Consider the following 15913-nt stretch of genomic DNA (forward strand, 5'->3'; position numbering starts at 1 on the left):
GCAACCGCAACCGCAACCGCAACCGCAACCGCAATCGCAATCGCGGTTGGTCTATTCAAGGCCTGGGCTGCGCGTTCGAATGCGCAGCCCGCACTCAGTCGCGCAACTCCGCCACCTGACACGGCAACTCCAACTGCGCCAACACCGCTGCGGTCACCTCGGCTGTGCTCGCCCCGCGGCCGCCCGGCGCCAGATCGGCGCTGAGCACGCCGCGCTCCAGCACCGCCGCCACCGACTGCTCGATGCAGTCGGCTTCGTCGCTCAGACCCAGCGAGTGGCGCAGCAGCAGCGCCGCGCTGAGGATGGTGCCGACCGGGTTGGCGATGCCGCGGCCGGCGATGTCGGGGGCGGAGCCGTGGATGGGTTCGTAAAGGCCGATCTTGCCTTCGCCCAGCGAAGCAGAGGGCAGCAGGCCCAGCGAGCCGGCCAGCATCGAGGCTTCGTCGGTGAGGATGTCGCCGAACATGTTCTCGGTCACGATCACGTCGAAGGCGCGCGGCTTGGCGATCAAGTGCATGGCCATCGAATCGACCAGCTGATGCTCCAGGGTCACGTCCGGGAACTCGTCGCGGGCGACGCGAGCGGCGACTTCGCGCCACAGACGCGAGGTCTCCAGCACGTTGGCCTTGTCCACCGAGACCACGTGGCCGCGGCGGCCGCGCGCGAGCGCGCAGGCGCGGCGGACCACGCGTTCGATTTCGGCCACGCTGTATTCGCACAGGTCGCTGGCGCTGTCGGCGCCGCGCTGCTTCTGGCCGAAGTAGATGCCGCCGGTGAGCTCGCGCACCACCAGCAGGTCGACGCCGGCCAGCAGGTGCGGCTTGATCGGCGAGGCGCCCAGGGTGGCCGCGTGCGGTTTCACCGGGCGCAGGTTGGCGTACAGGCCCAGGCCTTTGCGCAAGGCCAGCAGGCCTTGTTCGGGGCGCACTTTCGCCTTGGGGTCGGACCACTTCGGGCCGCCGACCGCGCCCAGCAGTACGGCGTCGGCCTTGCGGCAGGCGGCCAGCGTGGCTTCGGGCAGGGGCTCGCCGGTGGCGTCGATCGCGGCGCCGCCGATCGGGTGCTCGCGTAGCGCGAAGGCGTGGCCGTAGCGACGGCCGACCGTGCGCAGCACTTCGACCGCGGCGGCGGTGACTTCGGGGCCGATGCCGTCGCCCGGCAATACGACGATCTCAGCGTGCATGACGCAGTTCCTCATAACGTTGGATGGCGGGTTGTTGTTTGAGCAGATAGCCCAGCTGGTCCACGCCTTCGAGCAGGCAGGTCTGGGCGAAGGCGTCGAGTGGGAACTGGACGCGGCTGCCGCCGGGCAGGATCACGCTGCGGCTGGCGACGTCGATGGACAGCTCGATGCCGGGCCGCTGCAGCAGCTCGTCGACCACGTCGTTGTCCAGCACGATCGGCAGCAGGCCGTTCTTGAGCGCGTTGCTGCGGAAGATGTCGGCGATCTCGGTGCTGATCACCGCGCGCAGGCCCAGGTCGGTCAAGGCCCAGGGCGCGTGCTCGCGCGAGGAACCGCAGCCGAAGTTGCGCCCCGCGACCAGGATCTGCGCGCCGGCGTTCTCGGGCCGGTTGAACGCGAACTCGGGGTTGGGCGAGCCGTCGGCCAGATAGCGCCAGTCGTTGAAGGCGTAGCGGCCCAGGCCCTGGCGCTGCGTGGTGGTGAGAAAGCGCGCGGGGATGATCTGGTCGGTGTCGATATTGCGTTCGCGCAGAACGACGGTGCGCGAGGTCAGTGCGGTGAAAGCGCTCATCACGCGGCCTCCGTTGCGACGGCTTGCAGGTAGGCGCGCGGGTCGGTGACCTCGCCCGCGATCGCGCAGGCGGCCGCGGTCAGCGGCGAGGCCAGCAGCGTGCGCGCGCCCTTACCCTGACGGCCTTCGAAATTGCGGTTGCTGGTGGAGACGGCGAGCTGGCCCGGGCCGACCAGGTCGCCGTTCATGGCGATGCACATCGAGCAGCCCGGCTCGCGCCACTCGGCGCCGGCCGCGCGCACGATGCGGTCGATGCCTTCGGCTTCGGCCTCGCGCTTGACCTGCTCGGAACCCGGCACCACCAGCATGCGCACGCGCGGATGCACGCGCCGGCCCTGCAGCACCTGCGCGGCCTGGCGCAGATCGGTGAGGCGTGAGTTGGTGCAGCTGCCGACGAAGACCACGTCGACCGGCGCGCCGGCCAGTGCCGCACCGCCGCTCAGGCCCATGTAGGCCAGCGCCTTGGCGGCGTCGGCGTCCTGCGCGATCGGCAGCTGCGCGTCGACCGCGGCGACCTGGCCGGGGTGGGTGCCCCAGGTCAGGGTGGGTTTGATCGTGCTGGCGTCGATATGCACTTCGCGATCGAAGCGCGCGCCCTCGTCGCCGACGAATGCGCTCCAGCGCGCGACCGCGCGTTCGAACTCCGCGCCCTGCGGCGCGCGCGGGGTCGTGGCGAGGTAGTTATAAGTGACCTGGTCGGGCGCGATCAGGCCCGCGCGCGCGCCGGCCTCGATCGACATGTTGCAGACCGTCATGCGCTCGTCCATCGACAGCGCGCGCACGGTGGAGCCGCGGTACTCGATCACCTGGCCGGTGCCGCCGTTGACGCCGATCTCGCCGATCACGTGCAGGATCAGGTCCTTGGCGCCGACGCCCGGCGCGAGCTCGCCTTCGATGTTGATCGCCAGCGTGCGCGGCTTGCGCTGCAGCAGGCATTGGGTGGCGAGAACGTGACCGACCTCGCTGGTGCCGATGCCGAACGCGAGCGCGCCGAACGCGCCGTGAGTGGCGGTGTGGCTGTCGCCGCAGACGATGGTCATGCCGGGCTGGGTCAGGCCCAGCTCCGGCCCGATCACGTGCACGATGCCGCGGTGCGGGCTGTCGTAGTCGAACAGCTCGATGCCGTGGCGCGCGCAGTTGCGGCGCAGGGTATCGACCTGACGCTCCGCCTCGTCGGTGTAGTAAGGCAGACGGCCATCGGCGCCGCGCGGCAGGGTCGGCGTGGAATGGTCGAGGGTGCCCTTGGTCAGGTCCGGCCGGCGCGGCGACAGGCCGCGCGATTCCAGCTCGGCGAAGGCCTGCGGGGTGGTGACCTCGTGGATCAGGTGCAGGTCGACGTAGAGCACGGCGGGCACGGCCTCGGTTTCGGGCGTGACCAGGTGGGCGTCCCACAGCTTGTCGAACAGGGTTCTGGGTGCGGTCATGGCGGGATGTGCGGCTTCGATGTTGGGCGGCTGTTGCGTTGGCGGGAGCGGTTCGGGGCGTGGGGCGCTGTGCGGAGCCGTCGTCGTGGCTGCTTGGCGCGTGTCCTCATCCCAACCCGTCTCCCGCAGGCGGGAGAGGGGCTCTTAGGCGGTGGCGGCTAAGCGCTGCGGGGGCTGCTGCTGGGTGCGCAGCACGCGATTGGCGATCTCCAGCCAGGCCAGCGCGCTGGCCTCGAGGATGTCGGTGCTGGTGCCCGAGCCGGTCAGTTCGACGCCGTCCACGCGTGTGGTCACGCTGGCCTGACCCTGGGCGTCGTCGCCGGTGGTCACGCTGGACACGTGGTAGCTGTCGATCTGCAGCTGCACGCCGGTCGCGCGCGCCAGCGCGGCGAACAGCGCGTGCACCGGACCGTCGCCGACCGCGGCTTCGCTGATCGCCCCGCCGTCGGGATCGACCAGCTGCACGCTGGCGGTCGGCAGGCTGTCGCTGGCGATGCCGGTGCTTACGTGCGCGCGCACCAGGCGATGGCCGCGCGCGGCGCGCGCGTCGGCGCCCAGTACCAGCGCTTCCAGGTCGGCGTCGAAGACCTCGCGCTTCTTCTCGGCCAGGGTCTTGAAGCTGGCGAACACCGCGTTCAGACGCGCCTCGTCGACCACGAAGCCCAGGGTTTGCAGGCGATCGCTCAACGCGGCGCGCCCGCTGTGGCGGCCCAGCACCATCTGCGACTGCGCCCAGCCCACGTCCTCGGGATTCATGATCTCGTAGGTGCCGCGGTGCTTGAGCATGCCGTGCTGGTGGATGCCGGATTCGTGCGCGAACGCGTTCTGGCCGACGATGGCCTTGTTGCGCTGCACGGCCATGCCGGTGATGCGCGACAGCAGGCGCGAGGTCGGCACCAGGCGGCGCGTGTCGATGCGGGTCTGGGCGTTGTAATAGCCGCCGCGCACGCGCAGCGCCATCACCAGCTCTTCCATCGCGCAGTTGCCGGCGCGTTCGCCGATGCCGTTGATGGTGCACTCGACCTGACGCGCGCCGCCTTCGATCGCGGCCAGGCTGTTGGCCACGGCCAGGCCCAGGTCGTTGTGGCAGTGGGCGCTGAAGATCGCGCGTTCGGCGTCGCGCACGTTCGCGCGCAGGTACTCGAACAGCGCGCGGATCTCGCTGGGGGTGGTGTAGCCGACGGTGTCGGGAATGTTCAGGGTGCGCGCGCCGGCGGCCAGCGCGGCGCCGCAGACCTCGGCCAGGAACTCGGGTTCGGTGCGCAACGCGTCCTCGGCCGAGAACTCCACGTCGTCGACGTAACGGCGCGCCAGTTCGACGCCCATCACCGCGCGTTCCAGCACCTGCTCGCGGCTCAGGCCCAGCTTGTGCTCGCGGTGCAGCGGGCTGGTCGAAATGAAGACGTGGATGCGCGGCTTGCCGGCGCCGTCCAGCGCGCGTGCGCAGGCCTCGATGTCGCCGACATGGCAGCGCGCCAGGGTGGCCAGGGTCGAGCCGCGCACTTCGCGCGCGATCGCCTGGGTGGCTTCGATTTCGGCGCCGGAGCTGGCCGGGAAGCCGGCCTCGATCACGTCCACGCCCAGCTCGGCCAGCGCGTGCGCGAAGCGCAGCTTCTGGCTGGAGCTCATGCTGCAACCGGGCGATTGCTCGCCGTCGCGCAGGCTGGTGTCGAAGATGGCGATGTGCTGCGGGGCGTGGTCTATGGGTACTACCGGTCCGGGCGACTCGTTCATGCGGGGACGTCCTCGATCAAAGTGGAATGCGGGGCAAGGGAGGGCGTGTGGGTCGTGCGCGCGGGCGGCGACGACCCGGATCTAAGTCGTGCCAGCCTGAAGATGTCGCTCTCGATGGCGGCGGCCTCGCGCGCGGGCGCCTCGCGGCTGCGTCGGCGCGGGCGGCGCGGTGCGCGCGGACGCACCTCCGACAGCAGTCGCGCGAGCACGCCGGCGTCGAGGTTGCCGCCGGAGACCACCGCGCATTTGCGCTTGCCGGCGATGCGGCGGCCGGCCGCCAGCGCGAGCGCGCCGGCGCCTTCGGCGATGATGTGTTCCTCCAGCGCCAGCCGGACCAGGGTTTCGCGCAATTCGGCCTCGCGCACGATCACCACATCGTCCAGCAGGGCGCTCAGCACGCGTTCGGTGATCCGGCCCGGGTCCTTGACCCGCACACCGTCGGCCAGCGTCGCGGCCGGCTCGATCAGACGACGGTCGCCGCGCAGGGCGCGCGCCATCGAGTCCACGCCTTCGACCTGCGCGCCGATCACGCGCACCCGGCGCGCGGCAGCGCTGCCGCACAGCAGCTCGGATTTCAGTGCCAGGGCGACGCCGGCGGCCAGGCCGCCACCGCCGATCGGCACCAGCAGCACGTCGGGCGCGAACGCGGCCAGTTCCAGCGCCACCGTGCCCTGGCCGGCGATCACGTCGGGGTCGTCGAAGGCCGACAGCAAACGGTAGTCGTGTTGCTCGGCCAGCTCGATCGCGAAGGCCTTGGCTTCGTCGTAGCTGTCGCCGTGCAGGCGCACGGTGGCGCCCCAGTGGGCGACGCCGGCGATCTTGGTTTGCGGCGCGCAGCGCGGCATCACCGTGATCGCGTTGACGCCCAGGCGATAAGCGGCCCAGGCCAGGCCCTGGGCGTGGTTGCCGGCGGAGGCGGCGATCACGGTGCGGTGATCGCCGCGCTCGCGCGCGGCCAGCAGCGCATTGAGCGCGCCGCGCACCTTGTAGGAACCGGTGCGCTGCAGGTTCTCCAGTTTCAGCCAGCAGCCGAAGCGCTCGGCATGGTGCAGCGGCGTCGGGTCCAGGTAGCGGCGCAGGCGCGCCTGCGCCGCCAGCAGGTCGGCGGCGCTCACGGGTACCGCGCTGGCTACGTCGCCGTCCATGCGCTCAGACCGGCGTCAGCCACGCGCGGTAGCGCGGGTCTTCGCCGCGCACCACGCGCGCGTACTGCGCAGACAGCTCGCGCGTGACCGGGTTGTCGCCGAACTCGCGACGGTCCAGCACGGCGATCGGCGTGGCCTCGGCGGCGGTGCCGCAGACGAACACTTCGTCGGCATCCAGCAGTTCATGTAAGGTGACTTCGCGCGATTGCGCGCCGGACAGCGCGATCATGGTGTCGCGGGTGATGCCCGGCAGCGCGTCGCGGTGCTCGACCGAGGTGATCGCGCCGTTCTTGACCATGAACACGTTGGCGCCGGTGCACTCGACCACATAGCCCTTGTCGTCGGTGAACAGCGCCTCGTCGAAGCCGCGTTGCTTGGCTTCGCGCTTGGCCAGGATCGAATTGACGTAGGCGCCGCTGAGCTTCAGCGCCGGCAGCGAGGTGGCCGGGTTGCGCTTCCAGGGCGAGACCGTCAGGCGCGTGCGCGCGCCGCCCAGGTGCACGACCTTGGCCATGGTCGCGATCATCAGATGCTGGCTCAGCGGGTCCACGTCCAGGCCGATGGTGCCGGTGCCCATCCAGGTCAGCGGGCGGATGTAGGCGTCGCGATGGCCATTCGCGCGCAAGGTCTGCACGGTCGCGGCGCTCGCGCGTTCGACGTCGAAATCGATGCCGAACAGCTCGGCGCCCTTGCGCATGCGCTCCATATGCTCGGGCAGGCGGAACACCGCCGCGCCGCCGTCGGCGGTGGCGTAGCTGCGGATGCCTTCGAACACCGCGGTGCCGTAGTGCATGGCGTGGGTGGTCAGCGGCGCTTCCGGGGCATCGGCGGCGACGAATTCGCCGTCGAACCAGATCAGCGGCGTTTGCGTGTCCAGGCGCAGCGAGATGCTCGCCGGAGCGGTGGAGAGCATTGGAGAGTCCGCACATGGATGTGCGGGGTTTTGCGAGGGATTCGCACTCAAGTACATGGAGACACCTCGACGGCTAGGCAGTCGTAGAGCTTGGCGAGCTGGCTCTGCAGGGCGGTGTCGGCGCGTTCGCCTTCCACCGTCATGCGCAGGTGCCAGCGATCGCCGTCGGGTTGCGCTTCGCCGTCCACCGACAGGGGACGGAAACCGCGCCGTTCGGCGGCGCCCAATACGCGAGCCAGCGCGCCCTCGGCCTGGCGCAGGGTCAGTTCAAGCTGGTATCGCATGGGCATCCTCCTTGTCGGTGGTGGGGGTGGCAGAGGCGGCCGCCGCGATCGCGTCGGCCTCGGGGTCCAGCATTTCGGCATTGCTGCGGTTGGGCGGCACCAGCGGCCAGACGTTGGCTTCCTGATCGATCGCCACATGCAGCAGCGCCGGGCCCTCGCAGGCCAGCATCGCGGCCAGCGCGTCCTCGACCGCGTCGGCGCGTTCGACATGGAACGAGGCCACGCCGAAGGCCGCGGCGATCGCGCAGAAGTCCGGGTTGTCGGACAGGTCGATCTCGGAGTAGCGGCGTTCGAAGAACAGCTCCTGCCACTGCCGCACCATGCCCAGGGCCTGGTTGTCGAGCAGCACGATCTTCACCGGCAGGCGATAGCGCGCCACGGTGGCCAGCTCCTGCACGTTCATCAGGAACGAGCCGTCGCCGCTCACGCAGATCACGCGCGCCGACGGGTCCTGCATCTGCGCGCCGATCGCGGCCGGCAGGCCGAAGCCCATCGCGCCCAAGGCGCCGCTGGTCAGGTGCTTGCGCGGATCGTCGAAGCGCCAGTGCTGGGCCACCCACATCTGATGCTGGCCGACGTCGCAGGTCACCACCGCATCGGGGGCCAGGTCGGACAGGCGCCGCAGCAGCGCCGGCGCGTACACGGTCTCGCCGGGCGCGTCGTAACGCGGGGCGCAATCGCGCTTGCGTTGCAGGCAGGTGTCGCGCCAGGCGCGGCGCGCGCCGCCGTTGCGGCCCTGGGTCTGGGCGGTGCAGGCCGGCGTCAGCGCCTCCAGCGAGCGCCGCAGATCGCCGTTGACCGCGGCGTCGGCGTGACGCAGCTTGCCGATCTCGGCGGGGTCCAGGTCCAGATGGACCACGCGCGCGTTCGGCGCGAACTCGGCCAGCTTGCCGGTGGCGCGATCGTCGAAACGCGCGCCGACCACGATCAGCAGATCGCATTCCTGCACCGACAGATTGGCGGCGCGGTTGCCGTGCATGCCCAGCATGCCCAGGTTCAACAAATGCTCGGCCGGCAGCGCGCCCAAACCTTTCAGGGTCAGCACGGCCGGGATCTGGCTGCCCTCGACGAAATTGCGGAACGCGCCCACCGCGTCGCCCAAGGCGATGCCGCCGCCGCCGTAGATCAGCGGCTTGCGCGCATGCGCGATCAGCGCCGCGGCTTCGTGGTAGGCCGCATCCGGTGCGCTGGGCAGCGGATCGGTCGGCAGCGGCACGTGCGCGGCCAGATGCGCGGCGTCGGCGTTCTGCACGTCCTTGGGCAGGTCGATCAGCACCGGGCCCGGTCGTCCGGAGCGCGCCAGGCGGAAGGCCTCGGCGACCATGCGCGGCAGATCGTCGACGCTGCGCACCAGGAAGCTGTGCTTGACGATCGGCAGGGTCATGCCGAACACGTCCAGTTCCTGGAATGCGTCGGTGCCCATCAGCGACGTCGCGACCTGGCCGGTGATCGCGACCATCGGCACCGAGTCCAGCATCGCGTCGGCGATGCCGGTGACCAGGTTGGACGCGCCGGGACCGGAGGTCGCCACGCATACGCCGACTCGCCCGCTGGCACGGGCATAGCCGTTGGCAGCGAAAGCGGCGCCTTGCTCGTGGCGGACCAGCACATGCTTGAGGTCCGACCCGTGCAGGGCGTCGTAGAAAGGCATGATGGTGCCGCCCGGATAACCGAACAGCGTGTCCACGCCTTCTGCGGCCAGCGCTTGCGCCAGCCAGCGGGCACCGTTCATCACGCAGCCTCTTCCTGTCGTTCGCCGCGCGTGGCGGCGGGAGCGGGAGCGGCCGGCTGCGCCTTCGGCGCGGTGTCCAGCCACTTCATGTTGGCGCGCAGCTTCTTGCCGACCGCTTCGATCGGGTGATCCAGATCGGCCTGCTTGAGCGCCTTGTAGTTGGCATTGCCCGAGGCGTACTCGGCGATCCATTGGCGGGCGAAAGTGCCGTCCTGGATTTCCTTGAGCACGCGCCGCATCTGCGCGCGGGTGTCCTCGTCGACCACATAGGGGCCGCGGGTGAGCGCGCCGTACTGCGCGGTCTCGCTGATGAACTCGTGCATGCGCGTCACGCCGCCCTCGTAGAACAGATCGACGATCAGCTTCAGTTCGTGCAGGCACTCGTAGTAGGCGACCTCGGGCTGGTAGCCGGCCTCGACCAGGGTTTCCCAGCCGGCCTGGACCAGCTTGGTCGCGCCGCCGCACAGCACGGCCTGCTCGCCGAACAGGTCGGTCTCGGTCTCTTCCTTGAACGTGGTCTTGATCGCGTTCTGGCGCGCGCCGCCGATGCCGGCGCAGTAGGTCAGGGCGAATTCCTCGGCGCGGCCGCTGCTGTCCTGATGCACCGCGTAAACGCTGGGCACGCCGCGGCCGATTTCGTATTCGCGACGCACCAGCGCGCCCGGGCCCTTGGGCGCCACGAGTACGACGTCGAGGTCCGCGCGCGGCGCGATCTGGGCGTAGTGGACATTGAAGCCGTGCGCGAACAGCAGGCAGGCGCCCTGGGCGATGTTGGGTTCGATCACGTCGCGATAGAGCTGGGCCTGGACCATGTCCGGCGTGAGCACCGCGACCAGTTCGGCGCCGGCCACCGCCTCGGCGGGCGACTGGACGGTGAAGCCGTCGGCCTTGGCCTTGAGCTCGGTCGGGCCGCCCGGGCGCAGACCGACGGTGACGTCGAAGCCGGAGTCGCGCAGGTTGAGCGCGTGGGCGCGGCCCTGGCTGCCGTAGCCGACGATGGCGATCTTGGGGCGGAAGGTCGTAGCGGTCATGTCTGTGATCTCTGAGCGAGGAGTGAGCGGAGAGGAGTGCGGAGCGGGTGGGGTCAAGCGGTTTCGGTAGGGGCGTGTTCGACTAAAGCGGCTGGGATCGTTCGCGGCGGCGGCGACTGCAGCGGACCGGGCGCGGTGACCGCGCCTTGCGAGGCCGAGCCGACCAGCAGCGCGTACTTGGCGAGCACGCCGGTGGTCACGCGCGGTGCGATGCGCGCGGGCTCGCGCGCGGCCAGGTCGGCGGCGACGTTCAAGCGGCGCGTGCGCACATCGATGCTCACGCGGTCGCCTTCGCGCAGACGCGCGATCGGGCCGCCGTGCGCGGCTTCCGGCGAGATGTGTCCGACCATGAAGCCGTGAGTGGCGCCGCTGAAGCGGCCGTCGGTGATCAGGGCGACGTCGTTGCTCAGTCCCTGTCCGACCAGGGCCGCGGTCACCGCCAGCATTTCGCGCATGCCGGGGCCGCCGGCCGGGCCTTCGAAGCGGATCACCACCACGTCGCCGGCCTGGATGCGGCGCGACTGCACCGCGGCGAACGCGTCCTCCTCGGAGTCGAACACCCGCGCCGGGCCTTCGAACTGCTCGCGGCCGTGGCCGGCCAGCTTGAGGATGCAGCCCTCCGGCGCGAGATCGCCGTACAGCACCGAGTAGCCGCCGCGCGGCTTGATCGGATCGGCGACCGGACGCACCACGTCCTGCTGGTCGGCCATGCAGGCGTCGGCCAGCTCCTGGAAAAAGGAACGGCCGGTGACCGTCGGAATATCCTCGATCAAGCCGGCCGCTTTGAGTTCGCGCGCCACCAGTGCCGCTCCGCCGAATTCGTACATCTCCGCGGCGGTGTAGCGGCCGCCCGGTTTCAGGTCGGCGATCACCGGCGTATGCGCGGCGGCTTCGAATTCTTCCAGATCGAAGGGCACGCCGGCTTCGTGCGCGATCGCCAGCAGATGCAGCGCGGCATTGGTGGAGCCGGCGGTGGCCGAGACCGCGCGCGCGGCGTTGCGCAGCGCGGAGGGAGAGAGGAGCGCGCGCGGCCTCGGTCCGCCCTTACGCAGTTGCTGCATGACCAGCTCGCCGCAGCTGCGCGCGGCTTCGGCCTTGTCGGCATGGATCGCCGGAATGTCGTTCAGGCCCAGCGGCGACAGGCCCAGGAAGGTCAGCACCATCGCCATGGTGTTGGCGGTGAACTGGCCGCCGCAGGCGCCGGCGCCGGGGCAGGCATGCGACTCGATGCGGTGCAGTTCGGCGTCGTCGATGCGGCCGGCCGAATGCGCGCCGACGGCTTCGAACACGTCCTGCACGGTCAGCGGCTTGTCGTCGGCCGCGCCCCGCTTGGACGGGCAATGGCCCGGCATGATGGTGCCGCCGTAGAGGATCACGGTCGGGATATCCAGGCGCGCCGCGGCCATCGCCGCGGCCGGGATGGTCTTGTCGCAGCCCACCAGCAGCACCATCGCGTCCAGGCAATGCCCGGACACCGCCAGCTCGATCGAGTCGGCGATGGTTTCGCGCGAGGCCAACGAGGCGCGCATGCCGTCGGTGCCCATGGCGATGCCGTCGGTGACGGCGATGGTGTTGAACTCGATCGGCGTGCCGCCGTTGTCGACCACGCCGCGGCGCACGTGCTGGGCCAGATCGCGCAGGGTGATGTTGCACGGCGAAACGTCGGACCAGGTATGGACCACGGCGACCAGCGGTCTGGCGATGGCCGCGTCGTCGAGACCGGTCGCGCGCAGCATCGCGCGTGCGGGGGCTCGGGCCGGGCCTTGCTTGATGGCGTTGCTTCTCACGGAAAAACGTTCCTGCAGTCGTAGTCGACAAGGAACCCGAGGCCTCAGAAACGAAAAACCCCGCGCCTTTTGGGCGCGGGGTTCAGGTTCTTTCGACCTTGGGTTGTGTGGTTTTGCTACACGAACCCGACTCCCGCGCTGGTAAGCGAGGTAATAAGTACGAGGACGAGAATAATCGTGGCGATCGCGGGTGCGAGGCGGAGCGCAACGCGCGCGGCGTCGTTCGAGGCCGTGGCGGCCTTGAGCGTCGTCGTCTGCGAATGGTTGTTGCGCTGCGTCATGCGATCGAGAAGATCACGGCCGATTGCGGCTTGTCAATAGTTTCTTTGCCAACCGTTCGCATTGCGTGGCGGCGGTCGCAATCCGCCGCACCCCGCGAACGCAGGCGGCCGACGACGCCCGGAGGACCTGCATCGCCTGCGTTTCCCCGCAGATCCCGCGCTCGCGCCGAGGCGGCGGCAGCGACGGGAGCTGCGCCCCGCGAGTGCATCGTTTGCGTACGAATAGCCCAGGCAATGCGCGCTTTATGTCATTGATTGCATGAGATTTTAGTGCCTTTCGTATTGACCAGCGGCGCAGAAGAAATGCCATCGCCCGCCGCTCTCGCGTCCTTGTGTGACCAGGTTGCGATTTTTCTGTGACGAATAATAAGTTTCCTATAGGATATCGACCGTCCTGTTGTGGCGTGCCGGCGCAGACGGTGGGATCGACTCTGCGACGGGGTCGCGGGCACGCCCGCGACGCGTCGAGCGCGCATGGGACAGGGGCGAATTCGGTGGCGGGACCTGCGGCGGCACACGCATGGCGTGGGCTCGCCACGGGGTGCGCGAGACCGATGGACGATCAAGGCTAGGTTCGCGGCGCGTCGTCTGGCGCGTCGCGCCGAGGTGCAGCAAGGGGATAGGCATCCGATGGAGCGTGTGCAGCAGTGGTTGGGTGGCCTGTTGGTGCTGGCCTGCCTGGTTTGGGTATTCGACGCGAGCGCGCAGACGACGGTGCGTTACCAGCAGGTGCTGAAGGGCGGCGCCGCGATGATCGGCAATGCGCATTACCTGCGCTCGTCCGACTTCGGCAATCCCATCGTGGTCAACGATATCGACGGCGACGCGAGCACGGCGATTTCGTCGTCGGCGGATCTGATCCTGCCGTCGGGCTCGACCATCGTGTACGCCTATCTGACCGTGCAGACGGGGTATCAGACCAGCCAGGGCATCGGCGCGATGACCAGCGTCAAGTTCCGCGTGCCCGGCGGCAGCTATACCACCCTGACCGGCGCCTCGCCGCAGTTCCTGCAGGCGCGCACCACCACCGAAGCGGCCAGCGGCGGCACCCGCTTCTATCGCCAGATCATGTTCAACGTGACCAGCCTGATGCCGGCCAACGGCTACGTCAGCAATGCCGGCGGCAGTCCGCTGGCGCGCTACTTCGTCGCCGACCCGGTGCCGGGTTTCACCGCAACCGGCACGGGCGACGCCGCGCGCAGCCGCCTCGGCGGCTGGTCGCTGATCGTGGTCTATCGCCACGCCAACGCATTGCCGCGCTCGGTCACGGTGGCCGACAACTGGCAGTTCTTCGGCTCCGGCGCCTTGTCCATCGATACCGACGTGCCGAACGTGCAGTTGCCCAACGGCGGTACGGTCACCGCCACCGTCGGCGTGGCCGCCACCTACGGCGATCCGTCGGGAACCACGGGCGGCTTCACCTGCGGCAATTGCGACGATTTCCTGTCCTTCGGCATCGCCGGCGGCGCGCTCACCGATCTGAGCGATCCGGTGCGCAACGTCACCAGCGATGCGCTCAATTCCACCATCGGCTGGGCTGCGGGCAACGACGTCAGCACCGACGGCGGTCCGGCGATCTCGGGCAGCTATGCCGCGCGCAACCCGGCCACGGGCTTCACGCCGTCCACCTACACCACCGTCGGCACCTGGGGATCGGCGGACTACGACTCCGACATCTTCAATGCCAGCAGCATCCTGCCTGCCGACGGTTCGATCCGCACCTTGCGCTTCCGCCAGCGCAGCCTCGGCAACGACTGGCTGGTCAGCGGCTCCTACTTCGTGTCGGTGGAAACCGGTACCGCGGCCCTGCGCAAATCGCTGACGCCGGCCACGATCGTCGATGGCGGCGTCGGCACCTATACCTTCACCTTGGACAACGCGTCGCCGACTTCGGTGAACCTGACCGGAGTCGGGTTCACCGACAACCTGCCCAGCAGCCTGCGCGTGGCCAATCCGGCGGCGATCGCCAACAGCTGCGGCGGCACGGTGACGGCCGCGTCCGGCGCGACCGCGATCGTGGCCAGCGGCATCACCTTGAACGCGGGCGTGTCCTGCACGATCAGCGTCAACGTCACCAACGTGCCGGGGCAGACCAATACCAGCTGCGCGGCCAATCCCGCCGCCTTCACCAACAGCACGACCAACATCACCGGCACCACCAGCGCGCTGTTCCCGGACTTCAATCCGGTATGCCTGGTCGTGCAGCCGGCAGCGACGATCGTCGTCGTCAAAGACGCGGTACCCAACGACGCTCAGGACTTCGCGTTCACCGCGACCGGCACCGGTTTGAGCGCCTTCAGCCTGGACGACGACGGCGACGCCACGCTGTCGAACACGCGCAACTTCACCGGCCTGGCCGCGGGCAGCTATACCGTCACCGAGACCGCGACAACCGGCTGGGCGTTGACCGGCCTGGTCTGCAGCGATCCCACCGGCAACAGCAGCGGCAACACCGGCACCCGCGTCGCCAGCATCGACGTGGCCGCCGGCGAGACGGTGACCTGCACCTACACCAACACCAAGCGCGCGCAGTTCCGATTGGCCAAGGCCTGGAGCAGCAACAGCGCGGCCGGCGACGTGGCCACGATCGCCGCCAGCACGGGCCTGGCCAACAACACCGCCGCCTTCGATTCGCCGGCGAGCGCCGCCCTGCAGGGGGCGGCCGTCGGCGTGCTGGCCGGAGAGACCGCCAGCCTGGCGGCCGAAACCATGGCGCCGGCCGGCGCGCTGGCCAACTACCTCACCTCGCTGACTTGCGACAACGGCGTGGTGCCGTCGGGCGCGAACGGCCAGGCCGCCAATACGGTGCAGATTCCCGCCAATCTCGCCGCCGATACCCTGATCACCTGCACCTACACCAACACGCGCAAGACCGCCACGCTGCAACTGCGCAAACAATGGTCGGGAGCGGCGCCGGGCGACGCGGCCACGGTCACGCTCACGCGCGCCGGCGTCGCCGTCGACAGCCTGGTGTCGAGCGCGGGTACGCCCGGCGAAATCGATGCCGATGCCACGCCGACCGTGGTGTTCGCGGGCGAAACCGTCGCCATCGCCGAAACCCTGGCCGGCGCCAACGAGGGCGCCTACAACGGCAGCCTGAGCTGCACCGGCGGCACCGACGTCAATCCGGGCGACGGCATCACCATCGCCGCGGCCGACACGGCCATCGTCTGCACCTACACCAATACGCGCAGATCGGCGGACCTCTCGGTCGCCAAGAGCAACGGCGCGAGCCTGCTCACCGCCGGCAGCACCACGACGTATACCGTGACGGTGCGCAACCAGGGCCCGGATGCGGCGCACGGCGCGGTGGTGCGCGATACGCCAGGCGCGCAGCTGACCGGCTGCACGGTGATCGGCTGCGCGCCGATCGGCGCCGCGACCTGTCCGGCGATGCCGGCGAATCTGCTCGCGGGCGGCGGTACCGCGGTGCCGACACTGCCGAATGCGAGCGGGGTGGTCTTCACTCTGCAGTGCACGGTGCTGTAAGCGCTGCCGATACCGGCACGGCGGCGCCGCGCTCCGCGATCTGGCCGACGGCGCGGTCTGGACGCGCCGGATGCGGTTCGCGCGCGCGAAGCGGAAGATCCGAAAGCGCCAGTCGTAGTCCATGGCCTGCGGTTCGGCACCGGTTCGGCGACTCGCCACCGCAAAGCGGCGATCGCGCGTTGACCCGGCGCCATGGGCCCCCGACCATGGATATGCATCGCACCCGGCGCTCGGATCGCGACGGATCGAATCGAATTCGAGGTTTTGCGGCAAGTGGCCGGTCGCCGGCGCGCGGTACAATGGCGGCACAGCCTTGTGCGCAAAGGTCCGCTTGCCCGG

12 protein-coding genes are annotated in these 15913 nt (G+C 69.8%); 1 reads left to right on the forward strand and 11 read right to left on the reverse strand.

Features of this window, described 5'->3' with window-relative positions:
• Window positions 1–94 precede the first annotated feature (94 nt).
• The 11 genes from leuB to BMZ45_RS21760 all read right to left on the reverse strand — a co-directional run bounded on the left by leuB (window position 95) and on the right by BMZ45_RS21760 (window position 12085).
• Window positions 95–1183, reverse strand: coding sequence for a 3-isopropylmalate dehydrogenase (leuB, locus tag BMZ45_RS20370; protein ID WP_091638352.1), 1089 nt, complete (start codon window positions 1181–1183; stop codon window positions 95–97).
• Window positions 1173–1754, reverse strand: a complete 582-nt coding sequence (gene leuD / locus BMZ45_RS20375; RefSeq protein WP_091638353.1) for a 3-isopropylmalate dehydratase small subunit — start codon at window positions 1752–1754, stop codon at window positions 1173–1175. The genes leuB and leuD overlap by 11 nt, the downstream gene beginning before the upstream one ends.
• Window positions 1754–3178, reverse strand: coding sequence for a 3-isopropylmalate dehydratase large subunit (gene leuC, locus BMZ45_RS20380; protein WP_091638354.1), 1425 nt, complete (start codon window positions 3176–3178; stop codon window positions 1754–1756). Before leuC ends, leuD begins: the two co-directional genes overlap by 1 nt.
• Window positions 3179–3322: 144 nt before the next feature.
• Entirely contained in the window at window positions 3323–4912 is a 1590-nt protein-coding gene (locus BMZ45_RS20385) for a 2-isopropylmalate synthase (RefSeq protein WP_091638355.1), read from the reverse strand.
• Window positions 4909–6057 carry a threonine dehydratase gene (locus BMZ45_RS20390; protein ID WP_091638356.1) on the reverse strand — a complete coding sequence of 383 codons (1149 nt, stop codon included), beginning with the start codon at window positions 6055–6057 and terminating at the stop codon, window positions 4909–4911. The genes BMZ45_RS20385 and BMZ45_RS20390 overlap by 4 nt, the downstream gene beginning before the upstream one ends.
• A 4-nt stretch (window positions 6058–6061) precedes the next feature.
• A complete protein-coding gene (locus tag BMZ45_RS20395; RefSeq protein ID WP_175489180.1) occupies window positions 6062–6970 on the reverse strand; it encodes an aminotransferase class IV in 909 nt (302 codons plus the stop codon).
• A gap of 47 nt (window positions 6971–7017) precedes the next feature.
• Entirely contained in the window at window positions 7018–7254 is a 237-nt protein-coding gene (locus tag BMZ45_RS20400; RefSeq protein ID WP_056180214.1) for an ACT domain-containing protein, read from the reverse strand.
• A complete protein-coding gene (gene ilvG, locus BMZ45_RS20405; RefSeq protein WP_091638358.1) occupies window positions 7238–8986 on the reverse strand; it encodes an acetolactate synthase 2 catalytic subunit in 1749 nt (582 codons plus the stop codon). Before ilvG ends, BMZ45_RS20400 begins: the two co-directional genes overlap by 17 nt.
• Entirely contained in the window at window positions 8986–10017 is a 1032-nt protein-coding gene (ilvC, locus tag BMZ45_RS20410; protein ID WP_091638359.1) for a ketol-acid reductoisomerase, read from the reverse strand. The genes ilvG and ilvC overlap by 1 nt, the downstream gene beginning before the upstream one ends.
• A gap of 53 nt (window positions 10018–10070) precedes the next feature.
• Entirely contained in the window at window positions 10071–11804 is a 1734-nt protein-coding gene (locus BMZ45_RS20415; protein WP_091638360.1) for a dihydroxy-acid dehydratase, read from the reverse strand.
• A 116-nt stretch (window positions 11805–11920) separates the two neighbouring features.
• Window positions 11921–12085 (reverse strand): hypothetical protein, encoded by a 165-nt coding sequence (locus BMZ45_RS21760; protein WP_175489181.1) that lies wholly within the window; start codon window positions 12083–12085, stop codon window positions 11921–11923.
• A gap of 630 nt (window positions 12086–12715) precedes the next feature.
• Between BMZ45_RS21760 and BMZ45_RS22180 the strand changes: the two genes are divergently transcribed.
• Window positions 12716–15574 (forward strand): prealbumin-like fold domain-containing protein, encoded by a 2859-nt coding sequence (locus BMZ45_RS22180; protein WP_175489182.1) that lies wholly within the window; start codon window positions 12716–12718, stop codon window positions 15572–15574.
• Window positions 15575–15913 lie beyond the last annotated feature (339 nt).

This window comes from Lysobacter sp. cf310, from assembly GCF_900114355.1.
In the GTDB taxonomy this organism is placed as follows: domain Bacteria; phylum Pseudomonadota; class Gammaproteobacteria; order Xanthomonadales; family Xanthomonadaceae; genus Lysobacter.

Excerpts from the sequence above, each read along its gene's own strand:
- leuB (WP_091638352.1), bottom strand. The coding sequence starts at position 1,183 with ATGCACGCTGAGATCGTCGTATTGCCGGGCGACGGCATCGGCCCCGAA.
- leuD (WP_091638353.1), bottom strand. The coding sequence starts at position 1,754 with ATGAGCGCTTTCACCGCACTGACCTCGCGCACCGTCGTTCTGCGCGAA.
- leuC (WP_091638354.1), bottom strand. The coding sequence starts at position 3,178 with ATGACCGCACCCAGAACCCTGTTCGACAAGCTGTGGGACGCCCACCTG.
- BMZ45_RS20385 (WP_091638355.1), bottom strand. The coding sequence starts at position 4,912 with ATGAACGAGTCGCCCGGACCGGTAGTACCCATAGACCACGCCCCGCAG.
- BMZ45_RS20390 (WP_091638356.1), bottom strand. The coding sequence starts at position 6,057 with ATGGACGGCGACGTAGCCAGCGCGGTACCCGTGAGCGCCGCCGACCTG.
- BMZ45_RS20395 (WP_175489180.1), bottom strand. The coding sequence starts at position 6,970 with ATGCTCTCCACCGCTCCGGCGAGCATCTCGCTGCGCCTGGACACGCAA.
- BMZ45_RS20400 (WP_056180214.1), bottom strand. The coding sequence starts at position 7,254 with ATGCGATACCAGCTTGAACTGACCCTGCGCCAGGCCGAGGGCGCGCTG.
- ilvG (WP_091638358.1), bottom strand. The coding sequence starts at position 8,986 with ATGAACGGTGCCCGCTGGCTGGCGCAAGCGCTGGCCGCAGAAGGCGTG.
- ilvC (WP_091638359.1), bottom strand. The coding sequence starts at position 10,017 with ATGACCGCTACGACCTTCCGCCCCAAGATCGCCATCGTCGGCTACGGC.
- BMZ45_RS21760 (WP_175489181.1), bottom strand. The coding sequence starts at position 12,085 with ATGACGCAGCGCAACAACCATTCGCAGACGACGACGCTCAAGGCCGCC.
- BMZ45_RS22180 (WP_175489182.1), top strand. The coding sequence starts at position 12,716 with ATGGAGCGTGTGCAGCAGTGGTTGGGTGGCCTGTTGGTGCTGGCCTGC.